Raw genomic sequence first — 14,466 nt, forward strand, 5'->3', positions numbered from 1 at the left:
ATAATTAGGATACAAATAATGAATACAGAAACAACATTAAATAAAAGTTTTTGGTATGCGGATTGGTCATTTCCTATTTTATGCGGCATTTTATCCGCGGGAATTTTTGCTGGTACTCATATGTTTTATGTCTATGGCGTTGGTGCATTTAACGAAATTGCGTTTGTCGCCATGTTAAAGTCAGGTATGTCGACGGGGGATTATGGTGCTGTAGCCGCTTTTGGTGCCAGTTTTCTATTTGCCCGCGTTATTGAAGGCTCGCTTGTTGGGATCTTAGATATTGGTGGGGCTTTACAAACGGGTATTGGTTTAGGTGTTCCGGCGCTACTATTAGCGGGTGGTTATACCTTACCTGTTGAAAATTTTATTGCCGCAGTCATCACTGGATTTATATTGGGTGGTGCAGTTGGGTTAATTATTATTTTAATTCGTAAATTTACGATTAATAGTGGTGGCGGTTCAACCTTCGGTGCTGATGTTATGATGGGGGCAGGTAATGCTTCGGGACGATTTTTAGGTCCAATGATTATCTTATCTGCGATGGCTGCATCTATTCCAATTGGGCTTGGTTCTTTATTGGGTGCATTGCTTTTTTATATTTGGAAAAAACCTATTACCGGTGGCGCGATTCTTGGTGCAATGGTATTCGGTGGAATTTTCCCAATTGCATAAGTTTATTTACTATTGTTTGATCGGTTAACCAAGGTGGTAGCCGACTTCAAACGGTAATCTAGTAACCAACTGAGAAATAGTTATGTATGAGTTAATTATAAAAAATGCCAGACTAATTGATGATAGCATTACTGATATCGCGATTTCGAATGGTAAAATTGTAGATATGGGAACAATTCATGATTCCGCTAAACAATATCTTGATTTAAAAGGGATATTGTACGCTAGTGCTGGATGGATCGATTCACATACTCACTGTTTTGCTAGATCTCCTATTTATTTTGATGAACCTGATTTTATCGGAGTTAACTCTGGCGTAACCGCGGTTGTCGATGCAGGCAGTATTGGTGCTTTAGATGCTGATGAGTTCTATACTTTAGCACAGCAAGCTAAGACCCATGTTTATTCGTTTTTGAATATTTCAAAAATTGGTCTCATTAGACAAAATGAGTTATCTGATATGAATGATATTGACGAAACACTATTTCATGAGACGCTCAATAAATATCCTGATTTTATCGTTGGTATTAAAGTGCGTCTTAGTCGAAGTGTCGTTGGTGAAAATGGTATTAAACCATTAATAAAAGCAAAATCCATGCAAAAACAACATGGTTTACCCTTGATGATTCATATCGGTAATAATCCTCCTGATCTCGATGAAATTGCTGATTTATTAGAAAAGGGTGATATTATTACTCACTGTTTTAATGGTAAACCGAATAAAATTTTAGATAAAGAGAATAACATCAAAGACTCAATCAAACGCGCTATTGAACGTGGTGTTATTTTAGATATTGGCCATGGTGGCGAGAGTTTTAGTTTTGCGGTGGCTGAAAGAGCAAAACATCTGGATGTTTATCCTAATACGATCAGCTCTGATATTTACTCAAAAAATCGCTTACAAGGACCCGTATATAGTTTAGCCAATGTAATGACTAAATTTATCTGTCTAGGCTACAGTAAGCAACGAATTATTGATAGTGTAACTAAAAATGCAGCACAAATTTTGCATCTTAAAAATAAGGGTGAATTGAAAGTTGGTTATGATGCAGACATCACTATTTTTGATTTAAAAAATGAAAAAATTGCTTTATCCGATGCGGAAGGGGTAATTCGCCAAAGCGAACAGCGGTTTGTACCATTGGCTTGTATAACCGCCGGGCAATTAGTAATAACCGAAGAAGGACATAAAAATGGCTTCAATGACTAATGATAATGTATATAGCAAATATAATTTAAAAAAAGTAATTAATGCGTCTGGTCGAATGACTATTTTAGGTGTATCAACTCCAAGAGCTGAAGTGGTTGACACGGTTGCTCATGGCTTAAATGAATATTTTGAGATCAAGGATTTGGTTGATAAAACAGGGCAATATATTGCTAAATTACTTAATGCTGAAAATGCGGCGGTAGTCTCTTGTGCTTCAGCGGGGATTGTACAAGCTGTTGCTGCGTTTATTGTTAAAGATGATAAAGAATTACTTTATGATCTACATGCTAGTGATAAATATGTACCACGGGAAATTATTCTACCGAAAGGTCATAATGTGAATTTTGGCGCACCAGTCGGCACAATGGTAGCCCTTGGCGGTGGGATTGTAGTTGAAGCGGGTTATGCTAATGAGTGTAAACCTGAACACATTGAAGCTCTAATTAATACGGATACCGCCGCAATATTGTATGTTAAATCACATCACTGTGTACAAAAAAGTATCCTATCGGTAGGTCAAACGGCTGAAATTGCTAAAAAACACGGAATTCCTTTAATCGTTGACGCGGCAGCAGAAGAAGATCTACAGGCTTATTACAATATGGGCGCTGATATCGTTATTTATAGTGGCGCTAAAGCAATTGAAGGGCCAACGAGTGGTCTTGTTGTGGGACGCCATCAGGCTATTGAATGGGTAAAACAGCAATCTAATGGTATTGGCCGCCCAATGAAAGTTGGTAAAGAAGGCATATTAGGTCTAACCAAAGCGATTGAACTTTATATGAAAGATCCTATCAGTGAATTAGGTCAACAGATGGTGCAAAAAATGACGCCATTTATTGATAATATTAATACATTAACTGGCGTTTCAGCCAAAGTTGTTTGGGATGGTGCTGGCCGAGATATTGCGCGAGCTGAAATCAGTTTTGATGAAAAGATAATTGGTAAAACTGCGGTTGAAATGGTTAAGCTAATGAAACAAGGTGATACTGCAGTCTATTTTCGAGAGTATAAAGCGAATGAAGGTAAGGTTGATGCGGATGTACGTTCAGTATCCGCTGAGCAACTTAATTTTATCTATCAGAAAATTAAAACAATTATTACACAACATTAATTAAAAATACGTGTCTACAAGACGCGTATATTCAAGGAGTAAACTAATGTCGAATAAATGTATCCCTAATTACTTACAAAATCGAGTCTGTTTAAATGTGTTAGCTAACTCGATTGATAACGCAAAAGAAATCTATGATGCCGCACAAACACATGTTGTGGTCGGCGTGTTATCAAAAAATTATGTTGATAACTCATCAGCTATTGCTGATATGAAAAAATATGCGCAGGCGATTGATAATGCGATTTCAGTTGGACTCGGTGCTGGAGATCCGAACCAATCTAAAATGGTTTCGGAAATTTCAGCAGTATTACAACCCCAGCATGTTAATCAGGTATTTACAGGCGTAGCGGCAAGTCGTGCTTTGCTTGGGCAAAATGATACTGTGATTAATGGACTTATTTCACCAACTGGTAAGGTCGGGCTTGTTAAGATTTCAACCGGTCCTTTAAGTTCTAAAGCTCCAGATGGTGTTGTACCTGTCGAAACGGCTATTGAATTATTAAAAGATATGGGGGGAAGTTCAGTAAAATATTTCCCAATGGGGGGATTAAAGCATAAAGATGAATTTGCGTATGTAGCAAAATGTTGTGCTGAACTCGATTTTTATCTAGAGCCAACTGGGGGAATTGATCTCAATAATTATGGGGAGATTTTACAAATAGCATTAGATGCTGGAGTTAAAAAAATTATTCCACATATTTATAGTTCGATCATCGATCCAGTATCAGGTAAAACGAGACCTGATGATGTTAAAACACTATTAACGATAACCCAAAAATTACTGAAATAAATTGAGCTACTGATGGCATTATTTCCTTATCAGCGTCTTGCATATTTATATGATGCAATAAAAAATGAAACGTTACCTCAGCAAGAGTTAGCGAAACGTTTTGACGTGTCGGCAAGAACCATTCGGACTGATGTCATCGCACTTAATGATATATTGCAGAAATTTGGTGCTCAAATTGATTATAAGAAAAATATCGGTTATCAACTGATTATTACCGATGAAAAGCAGTACTCTTCTCTTCCTGTTCAAGGTAAACAACTCAAATCGTTACCGCGAAGTAGCCGGGAAAGAGTACTGGATCTACTTATTCACTTTTTAACCGAAACTAAATCAGTCAAAATTGATGATATTGCAGACAAATGGTTTATTAGTCGTAGCACAATTCAAAGTGATCTGATTGAAGTTAAAGATTATTTAGATAAATACGGTCTCTCTTTAGACAAAAAACCTTATCAAGGTATGCGATTAGTCGGCGAAGAGCTGGCAATCCGTTCTTGTTTAAGTGATATCTTGTGGCAATTTTATACGACTGAAGACAATCATAATATGGTTCGTTTGCAACAGATGATTATCAATAATGTTGATCTTAATTATTTGGAGCAGATATTACAAATTCAGTTCGAACATTTTAATTTAACCTTAACAGCCGAAGGGCAAGGATATCTACTTTATAGTTGTGCGGTTTCTATTGCACGTATTACACGTGGGCAAGAGCTTATTGATTATCAAACAGATTGTTTAGATAGTAATATTATCGCTGCGGCGACTAAAATAGCGAAAGGATTCACCTATTTTATTGGCTCATCACTATCTGATGCTGAATTTAATTATTTATGTGCTCAAATTGCATTTAGAGCGAGAGGCGATATTTCATCAATTTCTAATGCAATACAAGAAAATAGTAATGGTTTAATTGAACATATTTTGAGTTATATTAATCGTTATTATAACTATGATATGCGATATGATGAACGACTTAAAAATGATCTGTTTTTACATATATCTTCAATGTTATCGCGTATTCGACACCAAATTCATACAACGAATCCACTACTTAGCGAAATTAAACAGTATTATCCATTTGCCTATGATATCTCATTGTCAGCAGTGAATAATACGGAACAATACACCGCATTTAAATTAACGGAAGATGACATCAGCTATTTAGCTGTCCATATTGGCGTCGCACTTGAGCGTAATTTTAGTGCAGAGTATGAGCGCCACCCACATATTTTATTGGTTAGTGAATTAGGTAATTCCACTTTACGGATGATTGAGTTTCAGATTAAACGAGATTTTCCACAAGTTAAAATATCAAAAACTATCTCTTCTCGAGAGTATGAGCAGCTCGCGACGATCGATGAAGATTTTATTGTCACCACCACACGATTAAGTGAGAAAGATAAACCGATTGTCAAAATTGCACCTTTCCCAACCCAGTATCAATTGGAACAGTTAGGCCGATTAGCGATGATCGATCGTACTATGCCATATATTTTAGAGCGCTTTTTTGATGAACGCTTTTTTATGGTTATTGATAAACCCTTAAGTAAACAAGAGCTGTTTAAACTCGCTAGTGATAAGCTTGCAGCACAGGGGTATGTTGATGGTGACTTTTATAATTCATTGATAGAAAGAGAGGAGATCGTCTCTACATTATTAGGTGAGAATATAGCCATTCCTCATACGGTGGGATTGTTAGCTAAAAAAACAATGGTCGTGACGATTTTAGCGCCACAAGGGGTGGTTTGGGATAAAAATAAAAATGAAGTGGCTAACGTTATTTTTTTATTGGCGATTAGTAAAGATGAATATGAAGATGCGATGAGTATTTACAACCTATTTGTCAATTTCGTTAAAGAAAAATCAACCAAACGGCTACTCAATAGTCGATCTTTCGGTGAATTTCAGGCAATCGTTAAAGATAGTTTTGGTCGTATAGCCTAATAGATTATAACAGTACTATTTTCGTTATAATCTTGCTGTTATATGTGATTATAGTGAAAATCATACCGATATTTCTACAAACTCTGCCTTAAGTACCGCTGTTAATGTGTGTGGCGAGATTTCAATTTCTAGTCCACGTCGACCACCAGAGACAAACATGGTTGCAAATTGCTTAGCACTATCGTCAATCAATGTGGGTAGCTGTTTTTTCTGTCCAATAGGGCTAATTCCACCGACTAGATATCCTGTGACTTTTTGCGCTAAATGGGGATCGGCTAAAGCAATTTTTTTACAATGTAGCGCTTTAGCGGCTTTTTTTAAATCTAAATGACGCTCTACAGGAACGACACACACGGCTAGCTCTTTAATATTATCATTAAGGGTGACAACCAGTGTTTTAAAAACTTGTTCAGCGACCACGTGTAAATTGGGATCTAGTTTTTCGACGGCTTCTTTACCAAATTGAGTTTCATTGGAATCATGTTCATATTGATGAACATGAAACGTAAGCTTCAATTTCTTTAATAAATCAATGGCGGGAGTCATAAGGTAATTCCTTATTTGATAAAGAAAATAGTCGATAAAGGTAACAAATAGTAATAAAGATCAATAATGATTTAATGACATTAATGACAATACTAATAATAAAATTATCTGCCATTAACATATCAACAATATTTTTTAAAAGAAAGGTCGTAAAAAACCAAATTGCAATTATTGGTACAATAAGACGAATCTCACGTTTTAAAAAACGGAATGTTATTTTGAGCTTCTGTATAAAGTTTATTTGTAATGTCGGCTCAATAATCACAGATAAAAAGATAACATACATCGATAAATAAAATATGATGGCCAATATAGCAAGTGGGGCAGCAAGAGGCATTAAAATACTGGCAAAAATTGATAAAATAATAAAGCCTGGAATAATCAATAGCATAAACAGAGCGATCTGTGGGGCAAATTGGATAGCTCGTTGTAAGACATTATTAAGCGAAAACTGTTGGTGTGAGATGACATAAATAAGCGATAATATCCCACTCATTAAAATGATATTATTAATAAAAAATATCATACTGGCTTGCATCAAATAGTTCATTGCTGCTGAAACAAGCTGCTGTTGTTGCTGCTCACTCAGCGCAAGTAGTGTTTTAGATAATCCATCAGCCGTTAATCCACCATAAGTCTCGATAGTTTGTTGCAGTAACGACTGGATTTGACTAATCGATTCAATATTTGGATAAAGAATGGCAGAGATGATTTGATTGACGATCGATAAAACCAAAACCATAATAAAGATAATCGCAATATTATTACTCATAAAATTGCGGGCGTCAGATAATATCGAAGAGAACGACAACAAAATAAACTCCTTACGTTAGATAAATTAGGTACCCACTTAAGGGTACCCAATAGATTATTGTAATAATGAAATATCAGCGACTTGTAAAAATAAACTTTGTAATTTATTTAATAAAGCGAGTCGGTTTAATCTTAGCTCTTCATCATCAGCCATAACCATGACTGAAGTAAAGAAGGCATCAACAGGCTCTTTCAATGTAGCGAGTTCTGCTAATGCTTCTTGATAACGGCCTTGCTTAAAGTATGGTTCAAGTTTATCGGTTAAAATGGCAATTTGTTTAGCAAGTGTACCTTCAGGGCCCTCTTCTAATAGTGCCGCATTAACTTTTTCAGGAATTGCCACGCCAGCTTTCGATAAAATATTAGCCACACGTTTATTCGCTTCAGCTAGTGAAGATGCTGCAGGTAGCGTTCTAAAATGCGTTACTGCTTTAACTCTGGCATCAAAATCAGCCGGTTTTGTTGGATTACGTGCTAATACTGATTGAATGGTATCAATCGCAAAGCCTTGTTCTTGATACCATGCGCGGAAACGACCTTGCATAAAACTTACAATATCATCAATCACCGCTTTATTAGTCAGTTTGTCACCATAAAGTGACGTTGCATATTGGGCAAGTTCAACCAAATCAAGTGGGAGTGATTTCTCAACAATAATACGTAATACCCCAATTGCAGCACGACGTAATGCAAATGGGTCTTTATCGCCTTTTGGATTTTGTCCAATACCAAAAATACCGGCTAAAGTATCGAGTTTTTCTGCAATAGAAACAGCGCTAGCGGTTAGGTTACCGGGTAACTCATCACCAGCAAAACGTGGTTTGTACTGCTGCTCAATAGCCATGGCTACGTCGATATGTTCACCATCTTTAATAGCAAGGTAACGACCCATAATCCCTTGTGTTTCAGGGAATTCAAATACAGTATTCGTCACTAAATCACACTTCGCTAATCGGCCAGCTCGTTTGGCATGCTGAGCATTAGCGCCGATTTGCTCTGCAATATAGCCTGATAGCGCTTCTAAACGTAATGCTTTCTCTTTCACGGTACCGAGTTGTTGTTGGAACAATACGGTTTCTAAGCGAGCTAGTCGAGCTTCTAAAGGCTGTTTTAAATCAGTTTTATAGAAAAATTCAGCATCTGCAAGACGAGGACGTACTACTTTTTCATTACCAGAAATAACAACCTGTGGATCTTTTGATTCAATGTTGGCAACAAAGATAAAATTCGGTAGTAACTTACCTTGTTTATCATAAACTGGGAAATATTTTTGATCGCCTTTCATGGTATAGACTAAAGCTTCAGCAGGGACATCTAAAAATTTTTCTTCAAATTTTGCGGTTAAAACTACCGGCCATTCAACTAATGACGCGACTTCTTCCAGTAGACTGTCAGTTAAATCAGCTTTACCTGCTAGCTTTTCAGCCGCAAGCTCAGCTTGCTGCTTGATCATCGTTTTACGTCTGTTGTGATCGGCAATAACTTTACCACGTTGTTCTAAAATTTCTGGATATTGATCGGCATTATCAATGGTAAACTCTTGTTCACCCATAAAGCGGTGACCACGAATAATACGATCTGATTCAATATCTAAAATAGAACCAGGAACTAAATCTGTACCATAAAGCATTGTGACTGTATGGCTAGGGCGAATAAACTCAACTTTTTTAGCTGCCCAGCGCATTGGTTTTGGAATTGGTAATTTAGCAAGTGCTGTTTTAACCATATCACATAATAGATTTACGACAGGTTGACCTTGTTGATTAAGCGTATAGGAAAGCCATTCACCTTTATCGGTCTGTACGCGTTCGGCTTGCTCTACCGTAATACCACAACCACGAGCCCAGCCTTCGGCAGCTTTAGTTGGTTTACCTGTTGCATCAAATGCAGCGCTAACTGCAGGCCCGCGTTTTACAATTTGCGTATCAGGTTGTGTATCGCTAAGGTTTAATACTTTTAATGCTAAGCGACGCGGTGATGCATACCATAGGACTTCGCCGTGCTCTAAATTTGCATTATCTAATTGTTCAATAAAATTAGCAGCAAAACTTTCTGCAAATATTCGGAGAGATTTTGGTGGTAGCTCTTCAGTACCTAATTCCACTAAAAATGTTTTTTGCATGATGTTGTCTCCTTACTTTGATGCAGTTTGCTTGTTACACATCGGGAATCCTAACGCTTCACGGGACGCGTAATAGGCTTCAGCTACCATCTTAGTTAGTGTACGAATTCGTAAGATATAACGTTGACGTTCAGTGACCGAAATAGCTTTGCGTGCATCAAGTAAGTTAAAACAGTGTGCTGCTTTTAAAATACGTTCATAAGCCGGTAAGGGTAACGGTTTCTCCAACTCTAACAAGTAACGCGCCTCTTTTTCATGTTGTTCAAAACAGTAGAATAAGAAATCAGTATTAGCGTATTCAAAGTTATAGGTAGATTGTTCAACTTCATTTTGATGAAAAACATCACCATATGTCGTTTTACCAAAGACACCATCACTCCAGACGAGGTCATAAACACTATCGACCCCTTGAATATACATCGCTAGTCGCTCAAGACCGTAAGTAATTTCACCAGTAACAGGGTTACACTCCAGCCCACCGACTTGTTGGAAATAGGTAAACTGTGTTACTTCCATACCGTTTAACCAAATTTCCCAACCGAGTCCCCAAGCACCTAAAGTTGGATTTTCCCAGTTATCTTCCACAAAGCGAATATCGTTAACGGTCGGATCAAGTCCAAGTTCTTTAAGAGAACCTAAGTAGAGTTCCTGAATATTATCAGGAGATGGTTTTAAGATAACTTGAAACTGATAGTAATGTTGTAGCCTATTAGGGTTATCACCATATCGACCATCAGTTGGACGACGTGACGGCTGTACATAAGCGGCATTAATTGGCTCAGGTCCTAGCGCTCTAAGACAGGTCATTGGATGTGAGGTACCAGCGCCCACTTCCATATCGAGCGGTTGAATGACAGTACATCCTTGATTGGCCCAATAGTCTTGTAGTGTGAGGATCAAGCCTTGAAAGGTTTTTACATTAAACTTTTGCATGATGTTATCTTTTATTAGGTTATGTAAGATGAGTAAAATAATCTATTATTTTATACTGTTTATTAATCATTGGGGAAGTGTTAATCTTAAAAGATTACAATTTAAATTGAAAAAAAAGCAATAATAAAAAGGAAATAGCTTGGTGGCTAACAATATTATCCGTTGCGGATGGGTCTCAAATGACCCTTTATATATAAATTATCATGATAACGAATGGGGTAAACCTCAGCATAATAGTTTAGCGTTATTTGAGAAAATTTGTCTTGAAGGGCAACAAGCTGGCTTATCTTGGATAACGGTGCTAAAAAAACGTGATGAATATCGCCGCTGTTTTTTCAATTTTGATCCCCAAAAAATTATTTTGATGACTGATGAGGATATTGCACGACTAATGCAAAATACTGGCTTAATTCGTAATCGCCTCAAACTATATGCAATTATTAAAAATGCACAAGCTTATTTAGCGATGCAAGCACAAGGTCAGGATTTTGCGCAGTTCATCTGGTCTTTTGTTGATGGTCAGCCGATAGTTAACCATTATTCAGCATTAGATCAAGTTCCTACCAGTAACAACATTTCAGATAATCTCTCAAAAGCGCTCAAAAAGAGAGGGTTTACCTTTGTGGGAACAACCATCTGTTATGCTTTTATGCAATCGATGGGGTTAGTTAATGACCATTTGGTTGACTGTTTTTGCCGAACGGAGAATAGATAATGAAAATTGGTGAATTAGCAAAAGAAGCTGGCTGTAAGACTGAAACGATCCGATTTTATGAAAAAATTGGCCTCTTTCCTGAAGCAGAACGGACTGAGAGTAACTATCGAATTTATGGTAAAAAACATTTAGAACGGTTAATTTTTATCCGTAATTGTCGTGCGCTTGAAATGAGTCATGATGAGATTAGGACATTAATCTCTATCATTGAGCAACCAGCGGGGAAGACAGAGCATCATAATGCCCATACGTTACTAGAAAGTCATTTACATCACATTGATGAACGGATTGCCGAGCTTAAGGCATTGCGTTTACAGTTATTAAAATTGCAAAGTAATTGCCAGCCTTGTGATGATAATTGTAGTATTTTGCAAGGTTTAGCCGATATGGATGTGCCGGTTAAAGCCGTTAAAAGTCATATCTAGTTTTTCACTATAATAACACATTGCAGCAATTTTATAACGAAAGTGTGCATATGCTAATTAGTAGCATATGCACATAATATCCATTTTAGATGTTAGCTTTTTTTACTGGTTGCCAACCGGTTCTTGCTAGTGGCCAAAGCCCTGTCAATGCACCAAGTACTGCAACAAACGCAATATAAAGACCCGCACCCATATAGAAATATTCACCCAAAATATGTTCAGGGCTGAGTAAATATGCTGTTAATGGTGGTGTAATCGCACTAAATAGTGCATACGCTAAGTTATAGGAAAAAGATAAACCTGAATAACGAATGGCTGGTGGAAATGCACGTGTACCGACAATTGGCGTCGTCGCAATAGCGCCAGTAAATAAGCCAAATAATCCATAATTAAAATAGAGTGTTGATAGCTCCATATTGATACTTAGTGAGGCATAAAAGTATAAACTTGTAATAGCCAGTCCGCCCCAAGCAATCAGCATATTTTTCGCGGTACCAATTTTATCTTCTAACCAACCAAATAAAATACAACCAATCGTTAACATTAAAGCTACGATACAACCTGCGATACGAAAATCAGTCTCTGGAATTTTATAAATACCACCCAGTATTTTCCCTGGGGTAATCAATACACCAACCATAATGGTGGTTGATAGCGACCAAGTGACTAAAGCAACAAGTAAACAGGCCATTTTATGTTCTTTGATTACCGCAACAACGGGAATGTTTTTTTCTAGAGCTTTACGTGCGGCTAACTCTTTAAAGATCGGTGTTTCAGATAAGAAACGGCGTAAATAGACAGAAATAATCCCAAATACCCCACCGATAATAAACGGAATACGCCAAGCGTAATCTAGTACTTCTTTATCAGTAAAAAAGAGTTTAACAATAATTGTAACAATAAAACCAAGTAATATTCCGCCAGTAATACCAGAAGTTAGCACTCCGATACCTAAACCATAACGATTTTTAGGGGTATGCTCAGCAATAAATACCCATGCTCCCGGCATTTCGCCACCAATCGCAGCACCTTGTAGCATACGCATTAATAACAATAAAATCGGGGATAATATGCCAAAGGATCCAAGCGTTTCATAGGTCGGTAAAATACCAATAATAAACGTAGGCAGTGCCATTAATGCCACACTAAGCGTAAACATCTGTTTACGTCCAAATTTATCACCAAAGTGTGCCATAATAATTCCACCCACCGGGCGAATTAAATAACCTGCCGCAAAAATTCCCCAGGCAAACATCTCTCTGGTAAATTCACTTAATGAAGACGGGAAAAAAAGTGGTGCAACGATTAAATCAACATACAATGCGTAAATAACAAAATCATAAAACTCAAGTGTACCACCGAGCGAAGAAAGTCCTAATGTTTTAAAATCTTTCTTATTCAATGGACGGGCGCTCGGTGCCCATTCGGCAGACATATCTGATTGACTCATGAAAATACCTTATTTATTTTTATCTTATTTAATTAGCTTACTCCTGCTTAATTAAAGTCGATAGTCGATACATTATAATGATAAAAATCTTATATAAAAGAAGACTAAAAGCAGGATAAGGACGGTAATTATGTCATAAAAAAATCAGTTACTATAGAGCGCAAATAAAATTCTAATATTATAAAATTTACTATAACTGATTTTTATAGCCATGATATGATTAGGCATGGTTGATAAATAAGTAAGTCAATATGGTTTTAGATACAATTGTGGCACAAGCGACACCACCGGGACGCGGTGGCGTTGGTATTTTGCGTATATCTGGTAAACAGGCTAAGGTTGTAGCAGAGGCGATTTTAGGTAAAACGCCCAAAGCGCGTTACGCTGAATATTTACCTTTTTTAGACGAAGATGGAACAGTACTTGATCAGGGTATTGCACTTTTTTTCCCGAATCCTCACTCATTTACAGGTGAAGATGTGCTTGAGTTACAAGGGCACGGCGGGCCAGTGATATTAGATCTGTTATTAAAACGTATTTTAATGCTGCCCCATGTTCGTATTGCTCGGCCTGGTGAATTTTCAGAGCGTGCTTTTTTAAATGATAAATTGGATTTAGCTCAGGCAGAAGCGATTGCTGATTTAATTGATGCAAGCTCAGAGCAAGCAGCGAAATCGGCGATGTCATCACTACAAGGTATGTTTTCAAACAAAGTTAACCATTTAGTTAGTCTATTAATTAATTTAAGAATTTTTGTTGAAGCTGCAATTGATTTTCCTGAAGAGGAGATCGATTTTTTATCTGACGGAAAAATAGAAGATCAGCTTAATGACGTTATTGAACAATTAGACGATGTGCGTAAAGAAGCAAAGCAGGGATCATTATTACGTGAAGGTATGAAAGTCGTTATTGCTGGTCGACCAAATGCCGGTAAATCAAGTTTGCTCAATGCCTTGGCTGGACGAGAAGCCGCAATTGTTACTGATATTGCAGGGACTACTCGTGATGTGTTACGCGAACATATTCATATTGATGGCATGCCTCTACACATTATTGATACAGCAGGATTGAGGGAAGCCACTGACGAAGTTGAACGTATTGGTATTGCCAGAGCATGGTCTGAAATAGAGCAGGCTGATCGTGTATTGTTTATGGTTGATGGAACGACAACCGATGAGATCAACCCGACAAACTTATGGCCAGAATTTATGCAGCGATTACCGAGTAATGTGCCTGTAACGGTGGTGCGGAATAAGGCCGATCTGACTGGGGAGTCGCTTGGTTATAGTGAAGTCAATAATTATGCTTTGATTCGTTTATCAGCGAGAACAGGAGAAGGGGTTGAATTACTCCGAGATCACTTAAAAGAGACGATGGGCTTTTCAACTACTGGGGAAGGTGGCTTTTTAGCGCGTCGTCGTCATTTACAAGCATTAGAAACAGCGGCTACCCACTTGGCGCAAGGTAAAGAACAATTAACGATTTACCATGCAGGAGAGCTATTAGCGGAAGAGCTTCGTCTAGCTCAAGAGGCATTAAGTGAGATTACTGGTGCATTTACTTCTGATGATCTGTTAGGAAAAATCTTTGGTTCATTTTGTATCGGTAAGTAATACGATTGATTTTAGTTGAGACTAAATGCATTATCTTCAAATAGTCATCATCTATTCTTGGACTTAATTGACTACTATTTTTAGTCCACTTTTTTCAGTGGGCTATTGTTTTA

13 protein-coding genes are annotated in these 14,466 nt (G+C 37.4%); 8 read left to right on the forward strand and 5 right to left on the reverse strand.

Going from position 1 to position 14,466, the window contains the following annotated elements; translation table 11 throughout:
• Positions 1-18: 18 nt before the first annotated feature.
• The 5 genes from RHO11_13655 (at position 19) to RHO11_13675 (ending at position 5,736) form a co-directional block, all read left to right on the forward strand.
• Complete coding sequence (locus RHO11_13655) at positions 19-672, forward strand: DUF4310 family protein (GenBank protein WVD61491.1); 654 nt, start codon at positions 19-21, stop codon at positions 670-672.
• 82 nt (positions 673-754) lie between these two features.
• Entirely contained in the window at positions 755-1,882 is a 1,128-nt protein-coding gene (locus RHO11_13660) for an amidohydrolase/deacetylase family metallohydrolase (GenBank protein ID WVD61492.1), read from the forward strand.
• Positions 1,866-2,996: a DgaE family pyridoxal phosphate-dependent ammonia lyase gene (locus tag RHO11_13665; GenBank protein WVD61493.1), complete on the forward strand. Its 1,131-nt coding sequence runs from the start codon at positions 1,866-1,868 to the stop codon at positions 2,994-2,996. The genes RHO11_13660 and RHO11_13665 overlap by 17 nt, the downstream gene beginning before the upstream one ends.
• 46 nt (positions 2,997-3,042) lie before the next feature.
• On the forward strand, positions 3,043-3,789 hold the full coding sequence (locus RHO11_13670; protein ID WVD61494.1) for a KDGP aldolase family protein: 747 nt from the start codon (positions 3,043-3,045) through the stop codon (positions 3,787-3,789).
• Between the two features lie 12 nt (positions 3,790-3,801).
• A complete protein-coding gene (locus tag RHO11_13675; protein ID WVD61495.1) occupies positions 3,802-5,736 on the forward strand; it encodes a PTS sugar transporter subunit IIA in 1,935 nt (644 codons plus the stop codon).
• A gap of 60 nt (positions 5,737-5,796) precedes the next feature.
• Here RHO11_13675 and ybaK read toward each other — a convergent pair whose 3' ends face one another.
• Genes ybaK through glyQ form a run of 4 tightly spaced genes read right to left on the reverse strand, consistent with a single transcriptional unit; the run spans position 5,797 to position 10,150 of the window.
• The gene (gene ybaK, locus RHO11_13680) at positions 5,797-6,282 is read right to left on the reverse strand and encodes a Cys-tRNA(Pro) deacylase (protein ID WVD61496.1); all 486 of its coding nucleotides are present in this window, start codon (positions 6,280-6,282) and stop codon (positions 5,797-5,799) included.
• On the reverse strand, positions 6,266-7,096 hold the full coding sequence (locus RHO11_13685) for a YciC family protein (GenBank protein ID WVD61497.1): 831 nt from the start codon (positions 7,094-7,096) through the stop codon (positions 6,266-6,268). Before RHO11_13685 ends, ybaK begins: the two co-directional genes overlap by 17 nt.
• Before the next feature lie 54 nt (positions 7,097-7,150).
• Positions 7,151-9,217 carry a glycine--tRNA ligase subunit beta gene (glyS, locus tag RHO11_13690; GenBank protein WVD61498.1) on the reverse strand — a complete coding sequence of 689 codons (2,067 nt, stop codon included), beginning with the start codon at positions 9,215-9,217 and terminating at the stop codon, positions 7,151-7,153.
• Between the two features lie 12 nt (positions 9,218-9,229).
• On the reverse strand, positions 9,230-10,150 hold the full coding sequence (glyQ, locus tag RHO11_13695) for a glycine--tRNA ligase subunit alpha (GenBank protein WVD61499.1): 921 nt from the start codon (positions 10,148-10,150) through the stop codon (positions 9,230-9,232).
• A gap of 142 nt (positions 10,151-10,292) precedes the next feature.
• On the opposite strand from glyQ, the gene RHO11_13700 reads away from it, so the two are divergent.
• Together RHO11_13700 and RHO11_13705 are read left to right on the forward strand one after the other, a co-directional pair.
• Positions 10,293-10,865: a DNA-3-methyladenine glycosylase I gene (locus RHO11_13700; GenBank protein WVD61500.1), complete on the forward strand. Its 573-nt coding sequence runs from the start codon at positions 10,293-10,295 to the stop codon at positions 10,863-10,865.
• On the forward strand, positions 10,865-11,290 hold the full coding sequence (locus RHO11_13705; protein ID WVD61501.1) for a MerR family transcriptional regulator: 426 nt from the start codon (positions 10,865-10,867) through the stop codon (positions 11,288-11,290). The genes RHO11_13700 and RHO11_13705 overlap by 1 nt, the downstream gene beginning before the upstream one ends.
• A gap of 85 nt (positions 11,291-11,375) precedes the next feature.
• On the opposite strand, the gene RHO11_13710 is transcribed toward RHO11_13705, so the two are convergent.
• Positions 11,376-12,740, reverse strand: coding sequence for an MFS transporter (locus tag RHO11_13710; protein WVD61502.1), 1,365 nt, complete (start codon positions 12,738-12,740; stop codon positions 11,376-11,378).
• Positions 12,741-12,991: 251 nt separating this feature from the next.
• Between RHO11_13710 and mnmE the strand changes: the two genes are divergently transcribed.
• Entirely contained in the window at positions 12,992-14,353 is a 1,362-nt protein-coding gene (gene mnmE, locus RHO11_13715) for a tRNA uridine-5-carboxymethylaminomethyl(34) synthesis GTPase MnmE (protein WVD61503.1), read from the forward strand.
• Positions 14,354-14,466: the final 113 nt, after the last annotated feature.

Source organism: Orbaceae bacterium BiB (assembly GCA_036251205.1).
Classification (GTDB): Bacteria; Pseudomonadota; Gammaproteobacteria; order Enterobacterales; family Orbaceae; genus Orbus; species Orbus mooreae.

Bases quoted from the DNA above. Each gene is read 5' to 3' on its own strand.
- RHO11_13655 (WVD61491.1), top strand. From the start codon at position 19: ATGAATACAGAAACAACATTAAATAAAAGTTTTTGGTATGCGGATTGG.
- RHO11_13660 (WVD61492.1), top strand. From the start codon at position 755: ATGTATGAGTTAATTATAAAAAATGCCAGACTAATTGATGATAGCATT.
- RHO11_13665 (WVD61493.1), top strand. From the start codon at position 1,866: ATGGCTTCAATGACTAATGATAATGTATATAGCAAATATAATTTAAAA.
- RHO11_13670 (WVD61494.1), top strand. From the start codon at position 3,043: ATGTCGAATAAATGTATCCCTAATTACTTACAAAATCGAGTCTGTTTA.
- RHO11_13675 (WVD61495.1), top strand. From the start codon at position 3,802: ATGGCATTATTTCCTTATCAGCGTCTTGCATATTTATATGATGCAATA.
- ybaK (WVD61496.1), bottom strand. From the start codon at position 6,282: ATGACTCCCGCCATTGATTTATTAAAGAAATTGAAGCTTACGTTTCAT.
- glyS (WVD61498.1), bottom strand. From the start codon at position 9,217: ATGCAAAAAACATTTTTAGTGGAATTAGGTACTGAAGAGCTACCACCA.
- glyQ (WVD61499.1), bottom strand. From the start codon at position 10,150: ATGCAAAAGTTTAATGTAAAAACCTTTCAAGGCTTGATCCTCACACTA.
- RHO11_13705 (WVD61501.1), top strand. From the start codon at position 10,865: ATGAAAATTGGTGAATTAGCAAAAGAAGCTGGCTGTAAGACTGAAACG.
- RHO11_13710 (WVD61502.1), bottom strand. From the start codon at position 12,740: ATGAGTCAATCAGATATGTCTGCCGAATGGGCACCGAGCGCCCGTCCA.
- mnmE (WVD61503.1), top strand. From the start codon at position 12,992: ATGGTTTTAGATACAATTGTGGCACAAGCGACACCACCGGGACGCGGT.